Annotated in this window: 19 protein-coding genes and 1 other RNA gene; 6 read left to right on the top strand and 14 right to left on the bottom strand. The window is 65.1% G+C overall.

Features of this window, described 5'->3' with window-relative positions; all coding sequences use genetic code 11:
* Positions 1-39: 39 nt before the first annotated feature.
* The 3 genes from ABIB90_RS16155 to rsmH are packed head-to-tail and all read right to left on the bottom strand — an operon-like array spanning position 40 to position 3176.
* Positions 40-1794 (bottom strand): peptidoglycan D,D-transpeptidase FtsI family protein, encoded by a 1755-nt coding sequence (locus tag ABIB90_RS16155; RefSeq protein ID WP_219683421.1) that lies wholly within the window; start codon positions 1792-1794, stop codon positions 40-42.
* Positions 1791-2183 (bottom strand): cell division protein FtsL, encoded by a 393-nt coding sequence (ftsL, locus tag ABIB90_RS16150; protein ID WP_007600843.1) that lies wholly within the window; start codon positions 2181-2183, stop codon positions 1791-1793. The genes ABIB90_RS16155 and ftsL overlap by 4 nt, the downstream gene beginning before the upstream one ends.
* Positions 2184-2186: 3 nt before the next feature.
* Positions 2187-3176: a 16S rRNA (cytosine(1402)-N(4))-methyltransferase RsmH gene (gene rsmH / locus ABIB90_RS16145; protein ID WP_354201118.1), complete on the bottom strand. Its 990-nt coding sequence runs from the start codon at positions 3174-3176 to the stop codon at positions 2187-2189.
* Between the two features lie 523 nt (positions 3177-3699).
* Here rsmH and ABIB90_RS16140 point away from each other — a divergent pair.
* Positions 3700-4482, top strand: coding sequence for an N-acetylmuramoyl-L-alanine amidase (locus tag ABIB90_RS16140; RefSeq protein WP_354201117.1), 783 nt, complete (start codon positions 3700-3702; stop codon positions 4480-4482).
* Between the two features lie 119 nt (positions 4483-4601).
* On the opposite strand, the gene ABIB90_RS16135 is transcribed toward ABIB90_RS16140, so the two are convergent.
* Positions 4602-5834, bottom strand: coding sequence for an RNA polymerase sigma factor (locus tag ABIB90_RS16135; protein ID WP_354201116.1), 1233 nt, complete (start codon positions 5832-5834; stop codon positions 4602-4604).
* Positions 5835-5856: 22 nt separating this feature from the next.
* Complete coding sequence (locus ABIB90_RS16130) at positions 5857-6210, bottom strand: YciI family protein (RefSeq protein ID WP_007600836.1); 354 nt, start codon at positions 6208-6210, stop codon at positions 5857-5859.
* Positions 6211-6359: 149 nt separating this feature from the next.
* Between ABIB90_RS16130 and rnpB the strand changes: the two genes are divergently transcribed.
* An RNA gene (rnpB, locus tag ABIB90_RS16125) (RNase P RNA component class A) lies at positions 6360-6790 on the top strand.
* A 56-nt stretch (positions 6791-6846) separates the two neighbouring features.
* Here the strand turns inward: rnpB and ABIB90_RS16120 are convergent.
* Together ABIB90_RS16120 and ABIB90_RS16115 are read right to left on the bottom strand one after the other, a co-directional pair.
* A complete protein-coding gene (locus tag ABIB90_RS16120; RefSeq protein ID WP_354201115.1) occupies positions 6847-7560 on the bottom strand; it encodes an alpha/beta fold hydrolase in 714 nt (237 codons plus the stop codon).
* 72 nt (positions 7561-7632) lie between these two features.
* Positions 7633-8097 carry a DUF983 domain-containing protein gene (locus ABIB90_RS16115; protein ID WP_083869967.1) on the bottom strand — a complete coding sequence of 155 codons (465 nt, stop codon included), beginning with the start codon at positions 8095-8097 and terminating at the stop codon, positions 7633-7635.
* 49 nt (positions 8098-8146) lie between these two features.
* Here ABIB90_RS16115 and ABIB90_RS16110 point away from each other — a divergent pair, with 49 nt between their 5' ends.
* The gene (locus ABIB90_RS16110; protein ID WP_354201114.1) at positions 8147-9517 is read left to right on the top strand and encodes an aminotransferase-like domain-containing protein; all 1371 of its coding nucleotides are present in this window, start codon (positions 8147-8149) and stop codon (positions 9515-9517) included.
* Between the two features lie 6 nt (positions 9518-9523).
* Here ABIB90_RS16110 and ABIB90_RS16105 read toward each other — a convergent pair whose 3' ends face one another.
* Positions 9524-9784, bottom strand: coding sequence for a hypothetical protein (locus tag ABIB90_RS16105; protein ID WP_007600831.1), 261 nt, complete (start codon positions 9782-9784; stop codon positions 9524-9526).
* Positions 9785-10015: 231 nt separating this feature from the next.
* On the opposite strand from ABIB90_RS16105, the gene ABIB90_RS16100 reads away from it, so the two are divergent.
* Positions 10016-10759 carry a sulfite exporter TauE/SafE family protein gene (locus tag ABIB90_RS16100; RefSeq protein WP_219683416.1) on the top strand — a complete coding sequence of 248 codons (744 nt, stop codon included), beginning with the start codon at positions 10016-10018 and terminating at the stop codon, positions 10757-10759.
* Positions 10760-10908: 149 nt separating this feature from the next.
* Here the strand turns inward: ABIB90_RS16100 and ABIB90_RS16095 are convergent, their stop codons facing one another.
* The 4 genes from ABIB90_RS16095 to ABIB90_RS16080 all read right to left on the bottom strand — a co-directional run bounded on the left by ABIB90_RS16095 (position 10909) and on the right by ABIB90_RS16080 (position 17429).
* Positions 10909-12315 (bottom strand): MATE family efflux transporter, encoded by a 1407-nt coding sequence (locus tag ABIB90_RS16095; RefSeq protein ID WP_354201113.1) that lies wholly within the window; start codon positions 12313-12315, stop codon positions 10909-10911.
* A 58-nt stretch (positions 12316-12373) separates the two neighbouring features.
* Positions 12374-14173 carry an ABC transporter ATP-binding protein gene (locus ABIB90_RS16090; protein WP_354201112.1) on the bottom strand — a complete coding sequence of 600 codons (1800 nt, stop codon included), beginning with the start codon at positions 14171-14173 and terminating at the stop codon, positions 12374-12376.
* Positions 14174-14500: 327 nt separating this feature from the next.
* Complete coding sequence (locus tag ABIB90_RS16085) at positions 14501-16087, bottom strand: DHA2 family efflux MFS transporter permease subunit (RefSeq protein WP_219683413.1); 1587 nt, start codon at positions 16085-16087, stop codon at positions 14501-14503.
* A 25-nt stretch (positions 16088-16112) separates the two neighbouring features.
* On the bottom strand, positions 16113-17429 hold the full coding sequence (locus ABIB90_RS16080; RefSeq protein ID WP_219683412.1) for an HlyD family secretion protein: 1317 nt from the start codon (positions 17427-17429) through the stop codon (positions 16113-16115).
* Positions 17430-17626: 197 nt separating this feature from the next.
* Between ABIB90_RS16080 and ABIB90_RS16075 the strand changes: the two genes are divergently transcribed.
* The gene (locus tag ABIB90_RS16075) at positions 17627-18262 is read left to right on the top strand and encodes a TetR/AcrR family transcriptional regulator (protein ID WP_219683411.1); all 636 of its coding nucleotides are present in this window, start codon (positions 17627-17629) and stop codon (positions 18260-18262) included.
* A 44-nt stretch (positions 18263-18306) separates the two neighbouring features.
* A complete protein-coding gene (locus ABIB90_RS16070) occupies positions 18307-18642 on the top strand; it encodes a DUF6665 family protein (protein WP_354201111.1) in 336 nt (111 codons plus the stop codon).
* 41 nt (positions 18643-18683) lie between these two features.
* Here the strand turns inward: ABIB90_RS16070 and ABIB90_RS16065 are convergent, their stop codons facing one another.
* Both ABIB90_RS16065 and ABIB90_RS16060 read right to left on the bottom strand, forming a co-directional pair.
* Complete coding sequence (locus tag ABIB90_RS16065; protein ID WP_245285996.1) at positions 18684-18794, bottom strand: hypothetical protein; 111 nt, start codon at positions 18792-18794, stop codon at positions 18684-18686.
* A gap of 79 nt (positions 18795-18873) precedes the next feature.
* Positions 18874-20079 (bottom strand): extensin-like domain-containing protein, encoded by a 1206-nt coding sequence (locus ABIB90_RS16060; RefSeq protein ID WP_354201109.1) that lies wholly within the window; start codon positions 20077-20079, stop codon positions 18874-18876.
* Between the last annotated feature and the right edge of the window lie 278 nt (positions 20080-20357).

Raw genomic sequence — 20357 nt, 5'->3', positions numbered from 1 at the left:
AAATCCCGACTCAGCAGCGGCAACGGCCCACCCGGTTGATTACTGGGTTGTCCTGGATGCTGCAAGAATAAGGCGGTCGGACGGCGGCAGGTCAAACCGCGGCTCGACACCCAGAAGCGGCGCGATCCGCTCGATCACCTTGCCGCCGGTCGGCACCGCGTTCCAGCCCGAGGTGATGAAACCATGGGTTTCGGGCAGGGCCTGTGGCTCGTCCAGCATCACCAGGATCTGATACTTTGGATTGTCGGAGGGCATGATCGCCGTGAAGGAGTTGAGCACCCGCTTCTTGGCGTAGCGGCCATTGATGACTTTCTCGGACGTGCCGGTCTTGCCGCCAACATAATAGCCCTTGACGTCCGCTTGTCGCGCCGACCCGACCTCCGCATTGAGCCGCATCAGATACCGCATCTTGTCGCTGGTCTCTTGCTTGATCACGCGCTTGGCCATCGCCGCCGCTTCAGCTTCGCTTCGCTTCATGAATGTCGGGGGAATCAAGTAGCCACCGTTCATCAGCGCGTTGATGCCCATCACCGCCTGGAGCGGCGCCACCGACAGGCCTTGGCCGAACGCGATGGTGACCGTGTTCAGCTCGCTCCAGCGGCGCGGCACCAGCGGCGCCGCGCTCTCGGGCAGCTCGGTGCGCAGCCGCGTCAACTGGCCCATCTTGGCCAGGAACGCCTTGTGCGCCTCGACTCCCTGGCCGAGCGCGATCCGCGCGGCGCCGATGTTGGAGGAGTAATAGAACACTTCCTTGGTGTTGATGAAACGTCCGAGCGAGTGGCTGTCATGGATGGTGAACTTGCCGTAGTGCAGGTTCCCCCGTGCATCCCACATCGAGTTCAAATTAATCTTGCCGGAATCGAGCGCCATCGCCAGCGTAAACGCCTTGAAGGTCGAGCCCATCTCGTAGACGCCGGTGGTCAGGCGATTGATGCGGTCGGGGTCGTGCGCTTCCTTCGGATTGTTGGGATCGAAGTCCGGCAGGGAGACCATCGCCACGATCTCTCCGGTCTTGACGTTGGAGACGATGCCGGAGGCGGCCTTGGCGTGGTATTTCTCCTTGGCCTTCAGGAGCTCGTCACGCAGGGCGTGCTCGACGCGCAGATCGACCGAGAGCTCGATCGGCTTTTGCAGCCGGTCGGTGGCAAAGCCCGCGCGGTGGAGATCGGCGAGCCCCTGATTGTCGAGCCACTTCTCCATGCCGGCGATGCCCTGGTTGTCGATGTTGACGAGACCGATGAGGTGGGCCACCTCGTTGCCGGTCGGATAGACGCGCTTGTTCTCGCGCAGGAAGCCGATGCCGGGAATGCCGAGCTTGTGGATATCCTGCTGCTGCTTCGCCGTAATCTCGCGCTTGAGCCAGACGAAGCCCTTGCGCGTCTTCAGGCGCTCGCGCACCTCGGCCTCATCGAGGTCGGGCACGGTGGCGGTCAGAAGCTCGATCGCCTCGTCCTTGTCGATGATGCGGCGCGGCTCGCCGAACAGGCTCGACGCCTTGACGTCGGTCGCGAGGATCGCGCCGTTGCGATCGACGATGTCGGGCCGCGCGGTCGCGACCACCTCCTGTGCCGCGGCGCGGCGCGCGCCGTGGGCGTCGGCGCCGATCGCGAACATCACGAGCCGGCCGCCGATCAGGGCGTAGACCGCGCCGAAGGCGAGCATCGCCAGGCCGACGCGCGCCCGCGCCTTGGCGGCGCGATCGACGTTGCGCCCGTACAGCAGACTGCGGATCAGCCGTTGCCGCCAGGGCTCGGTCGGCTTTCCTACAGGTTTGGCCGGGGTCACAGCACTCATGGCTTGTCCTCGGGCTGAGGCACGGAGCCCGTCACGTTATCGGGATCGCTCGCGGCTTCGATGGTATTGAGCATGGCGCCGATCGGATCCGGCTCGCCCGGCCTGAACATCCGCGGCGGACGCTCGGGCAAGTTCTTCAGTGAATCATATTGCGTGCCGTTGACCGGCTTGAGCTGCAGATGCCGGTCGGACAGGCCCTGCAGGCGCAGCGGCGCATCGAGCTTCGCCCATTCGGAGCGCAGCGCCGCGATCGCATCGCGCTGCTCGCGGATCTCCGCATGCAGCCGCAGCACCTTTTCGGTGCGCGCCGTGGAGTCCATCTTGATCCTATAGACATAGGCCGCCGCGAAGATCAGCGCGCCAATGACGAGCAGGTGGATGAAGCGCATGCGCTAGCCACCTCTCATGACGTCGGAGAGTTTTGGCCAGGACGATTGCTCGCGATCGTCCTGCGCAGGCGCCGAGGTGCGCTCGGCGGCGCGCAGCTTTGCCGACCGCGCCCGCGGGTTATGCGCGACTTCGTCCTCGCCCGCGATCACCGGCCGCCGCGTCAGGAGCTGGAAGCTCGGCACCGCCTGCGACACTTCCGGAAGATGGCGTGAACCGCCACCCGTCTTGCTGCGCTCGGCGAAGAAATTCTTGACGATGCGGTCTTCCAGCGAATGGAACGAGACGACCACGAGTCGACCACCGGGCTTGAGCACACGCTCGGCAGCGATGAGCGCGTTCTGGAGTTCCTCGAGTTCTTCATTGACGAAGATGCGCAGGGCCTGGAACGTCCGCGTCGCCGGGTGAATATCGCCAGGCTTGGAACGAACCACCCTGCCGATGAGATCGGCGAGCGCGCGTGTGGTCGTGAACGGCGTCTCCTGCCGGTCGGCGACGACGGCGCGGGCGATGCGACGCGACTGCCGCTCTTCGCCGAGGAGATAGATGATGTCGGCGAGATCGCCTTCCGAGGCGCGCGCCACGACATCGGCCGCCGTCGGGCCCGCCTGCCCCATCCGCATGTCGAGCGGACCATCGAGGCGGAACGAGAAGCCGCGGCCGGCCTGGTCGAGCTGCATCGAGGACACCCCGACGTCCATCACGACGCCGTCGACGCCATCGACGCCTTGAGCCGCGCAGATTTCGGCGAGGTTGGAGAAGCGATCTTCAACCAGCGTCAGCCGGCCCGCCGAGCGTTCGACCAGCTCGGCGCCGCCTGCGATCGCGGTACGGTCGCGATCAATGGCAATCACCCGGGTTCCCGGCATGTCGAGGATCGCGCGGCTGTAGCCGCCCGCGCCAAAGGTCGCGTCGATGTAAAGGCCGCCCTCGCGTGGGGCGAGGTGGTCGATGGCCTCACGGCCAAGAACGGGGATGTGCGGAGCCGAGCTCATGCGCCAAGCCTGCCGATCGCCCCGCCGGACTCCCAAGTGAGATCGGGGACGAACAAGCTCATAACGCCTCGAATAATTCCGCGTCGCGGCGGTTCCACGACCCAATCCCCGTCCAGCATGGTTACCGTGCCCGGTCGTCCCGGGCCACCAACCCAGTATTCCCTTTGGAATTTGTCGGGCAGCCATGGGATTTCGAGCCAAAATACGCTTTGGCCGCCTCCGGACGCGGGTCGGCTCTTCATCTCTCAGTAACGGCCCTTAGCGTTAAGAAAGCGTTGATCGGATCGCGACAAGTCGAAAAGCTGACGCGGCGGTGATGCTTCATCCACACACATGCGCCAAAATGCATCCGTTAACCTCGTCGCGCGGTTGCGCACGGTGGAGGGTAAAGGAATAGTAAAGAGAAGGGCTTGGCCCACTCTCTGTCTGTCTCGAGCTGTTTATGTCGTCCGGTTCGTCCACGCCGTCTGGATCTGATTCGAAGCGTCAACGTGTTCTCCCGGTTCCCAAGGCCGCCGCGAACATGCGGACGTTCGAGCCGGACTCCTCGACCGTCTCCGACATCATCCCCTCACCGAACCACGGCGACCGCAACAAGGGCCGGCAGCCCGATATGATCGTGCTGCACTACACCGGCATGCCCGACGTCGAAGGTGCGCTGGCGCGGCTCTGCTCCGCAGGCACCGAGGTGTCGGCACATTATGTCGTGCTGGAAGACGGCCGCATCGTGCAATGCGTGCCGGAGGCCAGGCGCGCCTGGCATGCCGGCGTGTCCGCCTGGGCCGGCGAGGACGACATCAATTCCTGCTCGATCGGGATCGAGATCGTCAATCGCGGCCACGACTGGGGCTATCCGGAGTTTCCGCTGCGCCAGATCGCCGCCGTGATCGCGCTGTGCCGCGGCATCATGCTCCGTCGCAAGGTGCCCGCGCACCGGGTTCTCGGCCATTCCGACGTGGCGCCTGCGCGCAAGAAAGATCCCGGCGAAAAATTTCCGTGGCATTCGCTGGCCAATTCCGGGGTCGGCCACTGGGTCACGCCCGCGCCGGTCGTACGCGGCGAGAGCCTGATGCTCGGCACCATCAGCGACGAGGTGCTGAGCCTGCAGCAGGCGCTCGCCAGATACGGCTACGGCGTTCCCCTCACCGGCAAATACGACGGCGCGACCATGGAAGTCGTCACCGCGTTCCAGCGCCATTTCCGCCCGGCGCGACTGGATGGGGTCGCGGATCACTCGACGCTGTCGACCTTGCAGGCACTGTTGGGAAGCTTGCCGGCGGAGGGAACGACGGTCGCGTCGAAGTGACGGCGACTGCCACGCACCCCGTCATTGCGAGCGAAGCGAAGCAATCCAGACTGCCTCCGCGGAAGCAGTCTGGATTGCTTCGTCGCAAGCGCTCCTCGCAATGACGGAGTATGTGGCGACTACTCCATCTCCCGCATCCTTCGTGCATAAAGTCGTCGCAGCGGCTCCAACTGCGTCGCGTCTGTCGCCGCGCGGTAAGCCTCGCGCGCCTCCTCATTCCGGCCGAGTCGCCGCAACAAATCCGCCCGCACCGCTGGCAACAGTTCGTAACCATGAAGCCCGCCGCGTGCGGCGGTCGCATCCACGAGATCGAGCGCAAGTGCCGGCCCATCGACCATCGACACCGACGCGGCGTGGTTAAGCTCGATCACCGGAGATGGGTTGATCCGCAGCAGGACCTCGTAGAGCCCGGCAATCTGCGGCCAGTCTGTCTGCTCATAGCTCGGCGCACGCGCATGCAGCGCGGCGATCGCGGCTTGTACTGCGTAGGGCTGCGGCCGGCCGGGCACGCGCAGCGCGTCGTCGACCAGGCTCAGACCCTCCTCGATCTGTGCATGGTCCCACCGCGAACGATCCTGCTCTTCCAGCAGCACGATGTCGCCGGCGGCGGTCTGGCGCCCTGCGCGGCGCGCATCGTGCAGCAGCATTAGCGCCAGCAGGCCCTTGATCCCGGCGCGATCGGGCAACAGCCGGTCGAGCAAGCGGCCAAGCCGGATCGCCTCGGCCGCAAGATCGGGCCGCATCAAATCCGCACCCGACGTCGCCACATAGCCTTCGGTGAAGACCAGATAGATCACGGCAAGCACACCGTCGAGCCGCGGCACCAGCGTGTCGCGCTCGGGGACCTCATAGGGAATGCCGGCGAGCCTGATCTTCTGCTTGGCGCGGACCAGACGCTGCCCCATCGCCTCCTCGCTGACGAGAAAGGCGCGCGCGACCTGCGCCGTGGAGAGCCCGCAGACGGTGCGCAGCGTCAGCGCGACCTGGACTTCGGGCGCAAATGCAGGATGGCAGCAGGTGAAGATCAGCCGCAGCATATCGTCGTCGAGCGTCGCCGGCGGCTCGGCGGGCGCTTGCGCGTTCAGCTCGAGCTCGTGCACGAGCGCCTGCTCCTTGCCGCGGAAGACGGCCTGGCGCCTGATACGGTCGATCGCCTTGTGCCTGGCGACATTGACCAGCCAGGCACGCGCATTGTCGGGGACCTCGCACGCCGGCCAGCGCTCCAGTGCCACCGCAAAGGCGTCCTGGAGCGCGTCCTCGGCAAGATCGAAATCGCCGACGAGGCGGATCAGCGTGGCCAGCGCCCGCCCCGCCTCGTCGCGGAAAATCTTGTCGATCTCGGACAGTGTCATGCGCCGATGCGCGGCTGCGCCGTCACTTGTCGTAGACCCAGATCGGCCGCACCTCGATCGAACCGATACGCGCCGACGGAATCCGCGATGCAATCTCGATCGCGGTATCGAGATCCTTGGCCTCCACGAGGTAATAGCCGCCGAGCTGCTCGCGCGTTTCGGCAAACGGGCCGTCGGTCGTCAGAGTCTTGCCGTCGCGCACGCGGACCGTCGTCGCAGTCGTGGTCGGCTGCAAACGGTCGCCCGCCTTGAAATTGCCGCTCTGAATGATGCCTTGCGTGAAGGTCTGATATTCCGCCGTCATCTGCTGGCCGGCCGCCGGACGCATATTCGCGTACTCGGCTTCGTTCTGGTAGATCATCAGCAAATATTGCATCGCTTAACTCCTGTTGTTCGGCGGGATCGCCGACATCCAGTCGAACGGGACACACACCAAACGACATCTTCAGGATAAATTATTTGCAGGCCGCATGCGCGGCGATATCAGCTTGACGGAACCGTCATAAATGCCCCATGCCTGCCCCGTCAGTCGGCCGGACGGCCGCTCCGGCAGGTGCCGAAAGGCCGCCGGGGAGGAAAGTCCGGGCTCCCTTGACATACGGTGCCGGATAACGTCCGGCGGGGGCGACCCCAGGGAAAGTGCCACAGAGAACGAACCGCCCGCCTTCGCAGCGCAAGCTGCGTAGGCAGGTAAGGGTGAAAAGGTGCGGTAAGAGCGCACCGCGGCTGCGGCAACGGAGCCGGCATGGTAAACCCCACCGGGAGCAAAACCGAATAGGGACGGCGTAGCGGGCTGTTCGCGAAAGCGATAACGCCGCGGGGCGATGTCAGGCCCGCCGTCCGGGTAGGTTGCTCGAGGCCATGTGCAAACATGGTCCCAGAGGAATGGCCGTCACGTATCGTTCGCGCAAGCGGACGGTGCCTTACAGAACCCGGCTTACAGGCCGGCTGATATCTTGCAACGAGGGGTTCGATGCTGACCGCATCGAGCCCCTCACCATTTGGGCGCTCACTATCCGACGATCTCTTGCAATACGCCCATCAGCGCGTCCGGCGCTGTCACGTTCGGCGCGTGGCTGGCGTCGAGCTCGACAAAACGCCAGCCGTCCTCGCTCCTCGTGCGCCTCGCGAATTGCCCGAACACGTCGCCCGGCGGAATGCGCGTGCAATAGATGTAGCTGCGCGGCATCGCCGGCTCGCTACCTTCGAGCTTCAGCTTTGTCTCGAAGCATTTGATCGGCATGTTGATCCGGCGCGCGTTGAGCCAATCGAGATCGGCCTGCGGCGTATCGGGCGGTGGCGGGTTTGGCGGGATGCGGTAGCCGTCGCCTGAGCTTGCCGCCTTGCGCATCGGCTCGCGCCCGCTCTCGTTGAGATCGAACAGCGACTGGCCGTCACGCGGCACGAAGGCGTCGAGGTAGATCAATTGCGTCACCCGCTCGCGCGCGCGATCGGCGACGCCGGTGGCGACCATGCCGCCATAGCTGTGGCCGAGCAGCACGATGTCGCTGAGATCCTCGAACCTGATGACGTTGAGAATGTCCTGGATATGCGTGTCGAGATCGATCGCGGGACTGGCCAGATGCGCGCGCTCGCCGAGCCCGGTATAGGTCGGCGCAATCAGGCGATGGCCGGCCTGCGCCATCAGCGGATGCATCTTCTTCCAGGCCCACCCGCCAGACCACGCGCCGTGACAGAGCAGGAAGGTTTTTGAGCGTGCGGCCATCGCCGTTTCCATCGTTCTTGTTTGTACGATGGAGTGTAGCGGGCGAGCGCGCGATGTAAACGCTATGGCTTCTTAAGCCGCGCGAGTGGTCACCTTCACGAGGGCGGGTGCAGGCCGACCAGCTTCGCGCCGCAGCTTGCCCGTCTCAAAACCGTGCATGCCGATCTGCCATTGCAGCCCGACGATGGCACCCTTGGTCGGCTGCAACAGCGCGAGCGAAGCGAACAAGGTCACCGGCAGCCACACCGCCAGTTGCAGCCAAACTGCTGGGGCATAGGCGGTCTCCACCGCGAGGATTGCCGGGACCACGAGATGGCCGACGACGACCATCACGAGATAAGCCGGAAAATCGTCGGCGCGCTGGTGGAACAGCTCCTCGCCGCAATGGTCACAGGTATCCGCCACCTTCAGGAAACGGCCGAACGCATGGCCTTCGCCGCAGTTCGGGCACTTGCCGCGAAATCCGCGCCACATCGCTTTTGCCAGAGAGACTGAACCGGTCGCCATGACCCCACCTCTTCCTTTTCTACGATCCATACAATAATATCTTGTATCCATACATTCAAAGGATATAGGCCTTAATTGCATGGATTGGACCCCTACAATCTCGGAGCTGAGCGGGCCGCGCTATCAGCGCATCGTCGAGGCCATGGAGGCCGACATCGCCGCCGGCCGGCTGGTGCGCGGCCAACAATTGCCGACGCAGCGGGCGCTGGCAAAGGCGCTCGGCGTCGACCTCACCACGGTGACGCGCGCCTACACCGAGGCGCGGCGCCGCGGCATCATGGAGGCCCGGGTCGGCCAGGGCTCGTTCGTGTCGGAGACCAGCGCGCGCCGCGCGGTCGACCTGCCGCATCCCGTCGCGATTGACCTCTCGATGAACGTGCCGCCGCAGCCTCTCGAAGCGCAGCTCGACGAGCGCATCATCGCCGGGATGGACGCCATCCGCGCGCAATCGGGTCTGACGGCGCATCTCAACTACCAGCCGCCCGGCGGCAGCGCACATGAGCGCGAGGTCGCGGCGCGGTGGATGCGGGCACGCGTGCCGCATGCGCATGCCGACAGGCTCGTGATTTTTCCCGGCGCGCAGACGATTCTGTTCAACCTGCTCGCCCATCTCGCCCGGCCCGGCGACGTGGTGCTGACGGAGGCCCTCACCTTCCCCGGCATCAAGGCCGCCGCGGCGCGGCTCGGAGTCAAGCTCGTCGGCGTCGCCATGGATGACGGCGGCATCCTGCCCGACGCGCTGGCGGAAGCTTGCCGCACGCATAGACCGAAAGCGGTCTATCTCATTCCGACGCTGCACAATCCGACCACCGCGACGCTTCTTCCCGAGCGCCGCGGCGCCATCGCAAAAATCATCAACGATGCCGATACGATTCTGATCGAGGATGACGCCTACGGGCTGCTCGATCGCTCGGCATCGCCGATCGCCAATCTCATTCCGGAACGGACATATCTCGCGACCACGCTGTCGAAATGCATCGCGCCCGCGCTACGGGTCGCCTATCTGGTGACGCCCGACAGCAGCTCGCAGCGGGAGATGCGCAACTCTTTGCAGGCGACGGTGCAGATGCCGGCACCGCTGATGGTCGCGCTGGTGACGCATTGGATCGAGACCGGGATCGCCGACCGCATCATCACCGCCATCAGGAGCGAGGCGGTCGGCCGCCAGCAGCTCGCGCAACGGGCGCTCAAAGGATTCGAGTTCCAGGCCAAACCCGCCGCTCACCATCTGTGGCTACGGCTGCCTGAGGGCCGCGCCGACGTCGCGGCGCATCTCCTGCGGAATGGACTAGCCGTCGTCGCCGGCGAGGCCTTCACCGTCGACGGAACGCCGCCACACGCGGCACGCGTCTCGCTTGGCGCGGCGCGCAACAGGGCGGAATTGACGGAAGCGCTACGCATCCTCGTGAGCGCGCTGGACAGCCCCGCCGACACCAGACAGATCGTCTAGCAATACTTATCGATGCTGACGGCGATGCCGCGAGCGAACGACTGGTGCGACGGGGGACGGATAGGCCGCATAGGCTTCGCTCGGCGCGACGGACTCGCCGCGGGCCCCGCGCGCGGCGGGTGTGAGCTGGCCGCCATTCAGAACGTCGCGGTCGGGATGGGCAGCCTGATAGGCCGCGGGCTCGGAAAACTGCGCCTGCGCCATCGTCGGCATCAAGGCCGCCGCCGACACCAGCGCGGCCGCGACGGCAATCTTCGTGCGGATCATCGTCCTTCTCCATATGCTCAGCCGGGATGCTGGCCGATCGGACCGCATGATGGCGTCGAGCGGGCCCCCAGGTGGAAGTACGAGCATCATCTAGACCTGTCTTTCGCGAACGCCCGCCGCTGGGGATCACGCTTGCGTGCGGTTTTGAAATTGACCTGCACGGCCGCAGCTGTGCTATGCGAGCGATGGGGATCAACAATTCGGGATCGCCCAGGCGACAGGGACAATCTGTTGGAAATACTCACCTACGCGCTGCTGCTGCTCGGCGCACTGGCCGGGGGCTTCGTCTCGGGCCTCGCCGGATTCGGCACCGCGCTGATGGCACTCGGCATCTGGCTCTACGTGCTGCCGCCCTCGCTCGCGGTGCCCCTGGTGCTGATCTGCTCGGTGATCGCGCAGAGCTCGACGCTGCCGTCGATGTGGAAGAGTTTTGATCTCTCGCTGGTCTGGCCGTTCCTGATTGGAGGACTGATCGGCGTGCCGCTGGGCACCATGCTGGTCGCCTCCGCCGATCCAAAAGTGTTCAAGCTGAGCGTCGGCGTGCTGCTGCTGATCTTCTCGACCGCGCTGTACCTCAACAAGAAGCCGCTCGCCATCACCTTCGGCGGTCGCATCGCCGACGGTACGATCGGCTTCGCCGGCGGCATTCTTGGTGGCCTTGCCGGATTGTCGGGGCCGCTGCCGATCCTGTGGGCCAACATCCGCGGCTGGAACAAGCACGAGCGGCGCGGCATCTTCCAGCTCTTCAATTTCACCGTGCTCGCCACCGCTTTGGTGTTGCAGACGGCCTCGGGCCTCGTCGCGTTCAAGGTGGTCTGGCTCGCGGTGGTCGCCTTTCCGGGCACCTTGATCGGCGCATGGGCCGGCGCGCGCGTCTATCACGCGCTGAGCGACAAGCATTTCGGCGATGTCGTCCTCGGTCTCTTGTTCCTGTCGGGCCTCGGCCTGGTCTGGAACAGTTTGGGCACGCACTAACTCCGTATTGTCTTCGCGGCGAGCGCTATGCCGCCGGCAACGCCGACGGAAAGCACGTAGATCCAGCCCTCGGCAACAGCAACGCGATCAGCGCGACGAAGCGGCTGGCGCGCGAGAGCGCGCCGCCCAGATCCGGGGACAAGCGCTCGCTACGCGGGTGCGCGTACAGGAGACGCCACGGGCTCGGGGGCAGCCTGCTCGGGGGACTCCTCGTGCCGAAGCACCACAAGGCGCTTCCTGAATTCACGCCGTAGCAGCCATAAGCTCAAGGCAGCCTGCAGCGTGGTCGTCGCGATCGACAGGTACCAGACATGCTCCATCCGGAAGCCCGGCCATGTCGAGAGCCAGATCGACGGCAGGGAATAGGTGAGGACCCGCGTTGCCGAGGTCAACAACACCGGCTTGGTATTGCCGAGCCCCTGAAACATGCTGGAGCAGGTGAAGATCAGCCCCTGCGCCACCATATTGAGCGAGACGATGCGCAGAAAAAGCGACGCAACCGCCATCGTCTCCTGATCCTTCGAGAAGCCGGTAAGCAACAGACCAGGCACGAGCTGCGCCGGGATCAAGAAAACAATCATCACGGCGGTCGCGACAAGCGCCGCCTTGACAAACGTCTCCCTCACGCGCGCGCCATTGCCCGCGCCGAAGTTCTGGCCGGCGATCGGCCCTGCGGCAAGAGCGATGGCGAGCGCCGGCATCTGCATCAGGCCGAGGAGACGCGTCCCGATGCCAAATCCGGCCTGTGCCGCCGAGCCGAAAACGCTCAGCACGTAATAGCCCACGGCCATGATGATGAAGACCATCGCGAACTCGCCGCCTGCAGGCAGGCCGACATTGAGGATCCTCTTCCACTGTCGAAGCTGCGGCCGCCATTGCGCGGGATTAAAGGCGACATAGCGTTCCAGTTTCAGGAAATAGACCAGCAGCATGAGCACACCGATGAAGACGGCAATCGAGCTTGCGAGGCCCGCTCCGGCAACACCGAGCGCGTGCCCGGTGCCCCAACCCGAGATCAGGACCGGCGCCAGCGCGATGTTGATGGCCACTGCAAGCGCTTGAACCAGCATGCTCGGCCGCACGATTCCCGTGGCCCGCAACGCAGACGCCATGACCTGCGACGCAAACTGCAGCGCCAAAGCCGGCATGAACCAGAGCAGATAAATCGCGCCGGCTTCGACCGTGGCCTCATCGGCCGCGACCGCGCGCATATATGGACGCGACAATGCGAAGCCCGCGCCCAAGGTCAGGAGCCCGAACAGCACCGACAGGAGGACCGACTGGTTGAAGACGAGGTTGGCGTCGCCGCGATCCTTGCGCCCCACCGCGTGCGCCATCAGCGCCACGGTGCCGACTCCGAGCACCTGCATCAGCGCATTGACGAGAAAGCCGGCATTTCCGGCCGCGGCGACGCCCGCGATTGCCGCATCGCCCAGTTCCGACACGAAATACAGGTCGACGAGCTGGCAGATCATGATCGTGATCATGCCGACCACGATCGGTGGCGCCATGCTCAGGATGTGGCCCACGATGGAGCCGCGTGTCAGGTCTTTCATGTCATTCATCCTCTGGCGGCGCGACGGCGGGACTTTCGTCCCGCCAGCCGCGCGCCACTCACTCCGCTGCTGCGATATGTCCGAGCTCCACCACCTGGCGCTCGAACAGGCCGCGATAGATGCCGCCGGGCTTAGCCGCGAGCCTGGCATGCGTGCCTTGCTCGACGATCTCGCCGCGGTCGAACACCAGGATGCGATCGAGGCTCTTCACCGTCGACAGCCGATGCGCGATCACGATCGAGGTACGGCCTCGCATCAGCCGCTCCATCGCCTGCTGGATCAGCGCCTCGGCTTCCGAATCGAGGCTCGAGGTCGCTTCGTCCAGGATCAGCACCGGCGCATCGGCCAGGAAGGCGCGCGCCAGCGCCACGCGCTGGCGCTCGCCGCCGGAGAGCTTGACGCCGCGCTCGCCGACCAGCGTCCCGTAACCCTTGGGCAGGCGCAGGATGAAGTCGTGCGCGTTGGCCAGCCGTGCCGCCTGCTCGATCGCCTCCAGGCTGGCACCGGGCCGGCCATAGGCGATGTTCTCGGCGAGCGAGCGGTGAAACAGGATCGGGTCCTGCTGCACGATCGCGATCTGGCTGCGCAGCGAGTGCTGGGTGGCCTTGGCGATGTCTTGCGCATCGACCAGAACGCGGCCGCCGGTCACGTCGTAGAGCCGCTGCACCAGCTTGACGAAGGTGGTCTTGCCGGAGCCGGAGCGGCCGACGAGACCGACGCGCTCGCCGGCACGGATCGTGACCGACAACCCGTCATAGAGCGGCGCGTGATGACCGCTATAGTGAAACGTGACGTCGTCAAAGAGGAGCTCTCCGCGCTCGATCGCGATCGGCCGCGCGTCCGGCGCATCCGCAATCCCGATCGGCTCGTCGTGGATCGCCACCAGCTCCTCCATGTCGTTGACCGAGCGCTGCAGGTTATTGATGTGCATTCCGACGTCGCGCAAATAGGCATGGATGACGTAGTAGCTCGTCAGCACATAGGTGACGTCGCCGGGCGAGGCCCGCCCCGACATCCACAGCAGCACGGCGCCGCCGATCACGGAGGCGCGCAGGGCCAGCAGCACCGAGAGCTGCGCCAGATTGGTGTAGTTGTAGCGCAGCCAGGTCCGCCGCACGCGCACGCGCCAGCGGTTGACGACACGGGCAAGCCGCACATCCTCGCGCGCTTCCGCGCCGAAGGATTTCACCACCGCGTTGCAGGTCAGCGCGTCCGCCAACGTGCCGCCGACCTTGGTATCCCAGGCATTGGAGATGCGCGCGGCTGGCGCGATGTAGCGCGTCGAGAACAGCACCGTCATCGTGACATAGGCCAGCGCACCGAGCGCGATCACCGCGCCAAGAGAAGCCCAGTGCATGCCGAGCAGGATCATCGACCCGATCAGCACCAGCAGCGACGGCGCCAGCGCCATGAGAATGGTGTCGTTCAACAGGTCGAGCGCCCACATGCCGCGGGTGACCTTGCGCACCGTGGAACCCGCGAAGGAGTTGGCGTGCCAGTCGGTCGAGAACCGTTGCACGCGCATGAAGGCTTCCTGCGCGACTTCGGACATGATCTTCAGCGAGAACGGCACGATGGCCTGCAGGCCGGTCAGCCGCAGCACCATGGAGGCAGCGCCGAGCGCCACGATACCGCCCAATGCCATCAGCGCCGCGTGACGCGCGGCGGGATCGGATGGGCCGCGCGTCAAGGCGTCGACCAGATGTCCGGAGAAGACCGGCATGAACAGGTCGGCGACGGTTGCGCCCAACAAGCCGCCGGCCACGACGAGGGTACGCCCCGGCTGCTTCAGCCAGTGCCGGAACACGAATGGCAGCACCACGCGTATCGCCGCGGGCCTTTTTGACAGAGCGGTCATGGCGTCATCCGGCCGCTTCTGGCGCGGGCCGGCTCCATTGATGGACGCAGGCCGGCCGCGAGGGCCGAGACGGCGTCACTTAAAGTTGGCTTTGGACTTGGGGAGCGGAGCGATCGGGACTGGAAGCCCAATCGAAGCTGGCGGAAGAGGCCTCTAGGAGGCCGAGCAGATACCGAGCCAGAACATCATCGAGCGCGGGCGTGCGATCTGCGAATGCGACGAAATCATGCAAATCCTCCCGGTTCGATGGAATGAGTTGCGCTTTATAGATGTGTCACTGGTGATTTGCAACGGGGCTCGCGCGAGATCACGCACGAGTGTTGCAAATTAGTGCGCGTCGCCGCTGGCGCCGAACGGCGAGGCCGGCTTCTTCAACAGCGTGACGAGCAGGGTGAGGCCGAGATAGAACACCGTCAGGATGAAAAAGGCATCGCCGAAGCCCATCACCACGGCCTGGCGATGCACGAGCTGCGACAGCTGCTTCATCGCCATCAGCGTGGAATCGCCGAGCCCCTGGAACTTCTGCATGAACATGGTCAGGGTTTCGGTCGCGGTCGCGTTGCCCCAGGTCACGCGCTCCTGCAGGCGCGAGATGTGCAGGTCGGTGCGGTCGTTGAGCACGGTGTTGATGACGGCGAGGCCCACGGCGCCGCCGAGATTGCGCATCAGGTTGAAGAGCCCCGAGGCGTTCTTCACCCGGTCGGGCGCGAGCGTGCCGAGCGCGATGTTGTTGGTCGGCACCATAGCGAACATCATGCCGACGCCGCGCAGGATCTGCGGAATCAACAGCTCGTAGAAATCGTAGTCGCGCGTGATCCAGGTCATCTGGTAGGAGCCGAGCGCGAATACGACGAGCCCGAACGCGATCATGTAGCGCATATCGTACTTCGCCATGAGGCGGCCGACCACCGGCGCAACCAGGAACATGGTGATGCCCGAGACGAACAGGGTATCGCCGATCATCAGCGCGCTATAGCCGCGCACTTCGGCGAGATAACGTGGGTAGATGTAGGTCAGGCCGTAGAGGCCGATGCCGATGCAGAACTGAAGGACGGAGCCGATCGCGAAATTGCGATTGGAAAAGGTGCGCAAATTGACGATCGGCTCGGCCGCCGTGAAGACGCGCCAGAAGAAGGCGATCGCCGAGATGCCGCAGATCCAGGCGCAGATCGCGACCGAGGGGTCCTGCATCCATTCATATTGCGGGCCTTCCTCCAGCACGTATTCCAGCGTGCCCAGGAAGCTGGCCATGAACAGCAACCCCCACCAGTCGAAACGATCGAGCAATTCGAAATGCGGCTCGTCGAAATCGACCAGCGCCAGCACGCCGATTGTGATACCGATGCCGGGCACGATGTTGATGAAGAACAGCCAGTTCCAGGACATCAGGTCGGTGATGTAGCCGCCGACGGTCGGCCCGATGGTCGGAGCCAGCGTTGCGACGAGCCCGATGATGGGACCGACGATGTGGAATTTGGTGCGCGGGAAAACGGTGTAGGCGGAAGCGAACACCGTCGGGATCATGCCGGCGCCGAGAAAACCTTGCAGCGCGCGCCAGACGATCATCTCCTCGATGGTGGTGGCGAAGCCGCAGAGCAGGCTCGATACGGTAAAGCCGGCCGCCGAGATCGCGAACAACAGCCGCGTGCCGAACGCGCGCGACAGAAATCCCGACAGCGGAATCGCGATCACTTCGGCGATCAGATAGGCGGTCTGGACCCAGGAGACTTCACTGGAGCTTGCCGACAGGCCGGCCTGGATTTCACTCAGGGACGCCGAGACGATCTGGATGTCCAGGATCGACATGAACATCCCGAACACCATGATGATGAAGGCGAACAGCCGCTTCGGCGCGATGCGCTCCGAAGCGGGGTCCGCCATCATGGCAGGTGAAACGGTCGTGGCGTTCGCCATCGTCTGACCTCGCGGCGCAGGCGCGCTACTGCGGATGGATCATGGTGGCGTCGTCGAGATCGACCTCGCTGTCGGCGTCGGCCGCGCCCTTGTTGGTATCGACGGTCGCAGTGACCGACATGCCGGCGCGGAGCAGGTTTTGCTTCGCGACCGACTTCGGCACGCGGATGCGGACCGGCACGCGCTGCACGATCTTGGTGAAGTTGCCGGTGGCGTTGTCGGGCGGCAGCAGCGTGAACACCGAGCCCGCGCCCGCCGCGATGCTGTCGACGACGCCGGAGAATTTGCGCATGCCGTAGGCATCGACCTTGATCGTCACCGGTTGGCCGGGGCGGATGCGCTTGAGCTGGGTCTCCTTGAAATTGGCGTCGATATAGACGTTGTCAAGCGGCACGACGTTGCCGAGCCGCTGGCCAACCGCGACGAAATCGCCGGCACTGACGAGGCGGTTCGAGAACGTGCCGTCGACCGGCGCGCGCACCGCGGTGAAGGCGAGATCGCGCTCGGCCTTGGCCAGCGTGGTCTTGAGCTCGGCGAGTTGCGCCTGCGCTTCGGCCTGCTGCGCCTTGGCGACGTCGACATTGCTGAGCGCGACGTCGTAGGCGGCCTGCGCAGCCTTGACGGCGGCGGCGCCCTGGTCGCGCCCGGCTTCGGAGCTCTCGAAGGTGGCGCGCGAGGCAAACCCCTTGTTGCTCAACGCCTGCTGGCGCTCATAATCGAGGTCGGCGCGCTTGAGGCCGGCTTCGGCGGAGACGAGTTGCGCCTTGGCCTGCGCGACCTGGCTGTCGAGCGCCGCGACCTGGCGGCCGATGCGATCGATGGTGGCCTGCTGGGTCGCGATCCTGGTCGCGGCGGCGTCGACCGCGATCTTGTAGTCGCCGTCGTCGATGCGGAAGACGATGTCGCCGGCGCGCACCGTCGTGTTGTCGCCGGCGAGGATCGAGGAGACGTGGCCGGCAACGCGCGCGCCCAGCATGGTGTTGTTGGCGCGGACATAGGCATCGTCGGTCGCGACGTAGAAGCGGCCGACCAGCGTGTAATAGCCGGCATAGCTCGCGGCAGCGAGCGCCAGCACCAACCCTACTCCCATCATCACGAATTTACGCTTGCCGGACTTCGGCGCGCCGGCGGCGGGCGCGTCTGGGGCTGCGGCCGGCTTGTCGGTCACGGGCTGCTCCGGCGCCTCGCTGGGGCGGCGCTTGGTTTCCTCGGCCACATGAGAGCGCAACTGCTCGGCGAGAGCCACAGACGTCTCGGTGGCAGCCTCACCACCCGCGGGCGTCGGCGTCTCCACGGCGTCCGGGCGAAGGACGCGCGCAGCCTGGTCTCTCACTACGGCCATGGAGGCCTCCCCCAACAAAAAAGCGCGATGAGGGACAGCCGCGTGCGGCCCGGTCCCTCTCGCTTATCCCAAATATCATTGACCGAACGGTTCGGTCAATATAGATAATATTCCCGGGCAGAGCCTACTGGCCCGAACCCTTTATTTCGGTTTCATGATCCTGGACCGATGCAAAAACCTTCCGAGACCCTGAACCAATGGTTGTAGCCGACCGCGAACATCTGCACGTCATCCAGGAGGAGGACAGCTCCAAACGCCGCCAGATCCTGGACGGGGCCCGCAAGGTGTTCATGGATCTCGGGTTTGACGGTGCCAGCATGGGCGAGATCGCTCGCGCGGCGCAGGTCTCGAAGGGCACGCTTTACGTCTACTTCGCGGACAAATGCGCGCTGTTCGAAGCCATCCTCGAGCAGGAGGCGCTCCAGCACGGTCAGGTCGCGTTCAACTTCGATCCGGCCCGCGATGTTGAAACCACGCTGAAGGATTTCGGCCGGGCCTACAACCGTCTGCTGTGCCGGCCCGGCGGCGGATCGGCGATCCGCACCGTGATGGCGATCGCCGAGCGCATGCCCGATCTCGGCCGCCGCTATTATGCGCGGGTGCTGGACAAGTCCATCAACCGCCTCTCCGACTATCTCAACACCCATGTCGCCTGCGGCGATCTCGCGATCGACGATTGTGATCTGGCGGCGTCGCAATTCATGGAACTGTGCAAGGCCTCGCTGTTCCTGCCCTTCGTCTTCCAGGCCGCGCCCGCGCCGTCGGAAGAGCGCATGAGCGAAGTCGTCGACAGCGCGACGCGGATGTTCCTGGCGGCGTACCGGGCGAAGTAGCGCCACGCGTTGCAGGCCGTTCCGTCGGTCCTATATTGGGGCTCATGTCCCGTGATCTTCGCCCGCCGGTCGATATCCTCCATTACGAGATTGTCCAGGAACAGGCCTCCGCGCTCGGACGGATGGGCCGCACGCTCGAACGGGCGCTGGCGCGCTTGCGCGAGTTCGACGCCGCTCACGCAAGCTCGGAAGTGCCGGCCGCGATGCAGCCGGCCAGGCGAAAGCTGGTGATGGAAGCCGGCCACGCGCTCTGGATGTTCGTGGTGCAGCGTGAGGCAACCGGCCTGCGCGACAGCCGCCACATCATGCGGACCTACAATGTCCCCGCCGAGGTACAGCTGTGCATGGGACTGGTCCCAGCACCGTCGAACTCGACCTGAAATTTTTCTACGGCGCGGGCTCTAGTCGGTCACCTGCTTCCTCAACGCGGCGAGATCGTTGACGGCCGTCTTGGTCGGCCAGTCCAGACGATGCCGTCGTCCTGGAGGCGGCTGAGGATCAGGCTGATGGACAGGCGCGTCGCGCCGATCATGCGCGCGAGTTGGCCTGGCGTGATACGGCCGAGCGAGATCGGGCCCCTTTCCTCCTGGGCTACGCATCACGCGCAAGCCTCAATCGTCGGCGTACTCGTCCTCTTCGTGTTTTCGCGCCATGCTCTTGCGCGTACCCAGCGAGCCGGTCACGGAGGGATCACGCGCATTCGCGTAGGGATTGCGCCCGCCCGCCCGCGCGGCGACCTCTTCGCCGGAGACGGCAGCGGGCTGGCAGATCAGGCGGCGGCTGGCGCGGCGCATCAGATCGACGTGGATGTGATCGTAATGATAGACGTTCGAGCCCGGCGCCAGCACCGTGGTGAAATGCACACACGCGCCCGACTGCACGTCGCGCAAGAACCCCTGCTCTTCCGGCATGCCGCGCCAGCCATCCTTCACGGTGACGCGGCGGCCGTCGGCGAGCACGAAGGCGGCGATGTCGAGCGCGTTGCCGAAGGCGTGCTCGGAGATATGGGCGTGCGAATTGCCGTTCATGCCGCGGCAGGAATAAGCGGAGATCTGCTTGATCTCCGCGACGCGGGTGCCGAACCACCGCATCGCCGAGGGCTGCACGGTGTCGGCGAGCCAACGATCGAGCTCGGACACGATCGGACAGGCCAGCGTCGCAACCGGCTTGATCGCAACGGGGCCAACGGCGGTGACGGGATTGCCCTGTGCCGGACCAAGGCGCGGCAGCGGTTGCTGCGCGCGCGCCTGCGAGTAGGGCGCCGGCCGTGCCGGATAGCTCGGCGCATTCATGTAGCGCGACGCGCCCGCGGCATCGGTGCCCTCGGGCGGCAAATCGATCTCGTCTTCCTGCTGCGCCACGCCGGGCGCATTCAGAGGCATTGGACCAGGGGAAGCGCCATAGCCGGACGGCTGACGCACCGCGCTCTCGGGATAGTTCGAGCGTTGCGGATAGGACGATGCCGGAGTGTTCTGGCTCTGCGGGTAATTCGATCGCGGCTGCGTCACCGGCCAGCGCGGCTGGCTGCCCACGCTCCCGGGCGGACGCAGTTCCTCATCGGCAAAGCCGTAGCTGCTCGAGCCTTCGCCGAGGGCGGCGACCTTGAGCGGAAACTCTGCGCCGCACATGCCCGGCCCGGAGATCGGGTCGATGCGGACCAGATCCGGCCCCTCTTTCACCGCGCCGGATTTCAGGCATGCGGCTTCGGCCTCGGCCCGCCACGGTTCACGTTCGGCCTGGAAGACGCCGCGTCCGCAACCTGCTAACGAAACAAGGACGATGGAGCCGACGAGATACAAACGAACTCCGCGCGTCATGCACGCACGTTCGGTGAATTTACTTAAAGACTCTTCAACGTGTTGATTTCAGTGTTCTTTAACCATATCGGCTCGCGCCAGCAGGAGCACCTGCCCGTGGCGAGTGACAGCAAGGCTGACTTTTTCGGAAAGAGACTTTCTGTTAACCATGACGCTCTCGCGCAAGGCGGCGCGACAGCGGGAGCGACATCATGACGTTCGCCGGGAGACTGAGCGTTATCACCGCGTACCTCGCCATGGCCTTTGTCGGTGCCATCGTGCTCGGCATGATCTAGGCG

The organism is Bradyrhizobium sp. JR4.1 (assembly GCF_040548605.1).
Lineage (GTDB): Bacteria > Pseudomonadota > Alphaproteobacteria > Rhizobiales > Xanthobacteraceae > Bradyrhizobium > Bradyrhizobium canariense.
This window is presented reverse-complemented; position numbering and strand designations above follow the sequence as displayed.

Bases quoted from the DNA above. Each gene is read 5' to 3' on its own strand.
- ABIB90_RS16155 (WP_219683421.1), bottom strand. From the start codon at position 1,794: ATGAGTGCTGTGACCCCGGCCAAACCTGTAGGAAAGCCGACCGAGCCC.
- ftsL (WP_007600843.1), bottom strand. From the start codon at position 2,183: ATGCGCTTCATCCACCTGCTCGTCATTGGCGCGCTGATCTTCGCGGCG.
- rsmH (WP_354201118.1), bottom strand. From the start codon at position 3,176: ATGAGCTCGGCTCCGCACATCCCCGTTCTTGGCCGTGAGGCCATCGAC.
- ABIB90_RS16140 (WP_354201117.1), top strand. From the start codon at position 3,700: ATGCGGACGTTCGAGCCGGACTCCTCGACCGTCTCCGACATCATCCCC.
- ABIB90_RS16135 (WP_354201116.1), bottom strand. From the start codon at position 5,834: ATGACACTGTCCGAGATCGACAAGATTTTCCGCGACGAGGCGGGGCGG.
- ABIB90_RS16130 (WP_007600836.1), bottom strand. From the start codon at position 6,210: ATGCAATATTTGCTGATGATCTACCAGAACGAAGCCGAGTACGCGAAT.
- ABIB90_RS16120 (WP_354201115.1), bottom strand. From the start codon at position 7,560: ATGGCCGCACGCTCAAAAACCTTCCTGCTCTGTCACGGCGCGTGGTCT.
- ABIB90_RS16115 (WP_083869967.1), bottom strand. From the start codon at position 8,097: ATGGATCGTAGAAAAGGAAGAGGTGGGGTCATGGCGACCGGTTCAGTC.
- ABIB90_RS16110 (WP_354201114.1), top strand. From the start codon at position 8,147: ATGGATTGGACCCCTACAATCTCGGAGCTGAGCGGGCCGCGCTATCAG.
- ABIB90_RS16105 (WP_007600831.1), bottom strand. From the start codon at position 9,784: ATGATCCGCACGAAGATTGCCGTCGCGGCCGCGCTGGTGTCGGCGGCG.
- ABIB90_RS16095 (WP_354201113.1), bottom strand. From the start codon at position 12,315: ATGAAAGACCTGACACGCGGCTCCATCGTGGGCCACATCCTGAGCATG.
- ABIB90_RS16090 (WP_354201112.1), bottom strand. From the start codon at position 14,173: ATGACCGCTCTGTCAAAAAGGCCCGCGGCGATACGCGTGGTGCTGCCA.
- ABIB90_RS16085 (WP_219683413.1), bottom strand. From the start codon at position 16,087: ATGGCGAACGCCACGACCGTTTCACCTGCCATGATGGCGGACCCCGCT.
- ABIB90_RS16080 (WP_219683412.1), bottom strand. From the start codon at position 17,429: ATGGCCGTAGTGAGAGACCAGGCTGCGCGCGTCCTTCGCCCGGACGCC.
- ABIB90_RS16075 (WP_219683411.1), top strand. From the start codon at position 17,627: ATGGTTGTAGCCGACCGCGAACATCTGCACGTCATCCAGGAGGAGGAC.
- ABIB90_RS16070 (WP_354201111.1), top strand. From the start codon at position 18,307: ATGTCCCGTGATCTTCGCCCGCCGGTCGATATCCTCCATTACGAGATT.
- ABIB90_RS16065 (WP_245285996.1), bottom strand. From the start codon at position 18,794: ATGATCGGCGCGACGCGCCTGTCCATCAGCCTGATCCTCAGCCGCCTC.
- ABIB90_RS16060 (WP_354201109.1), bottom strand. From the start codon at position 20,079: ATGACGCGCGGAGTTCGTTTGTATCTCGTCGGCTCCATCGTCCTTGTT.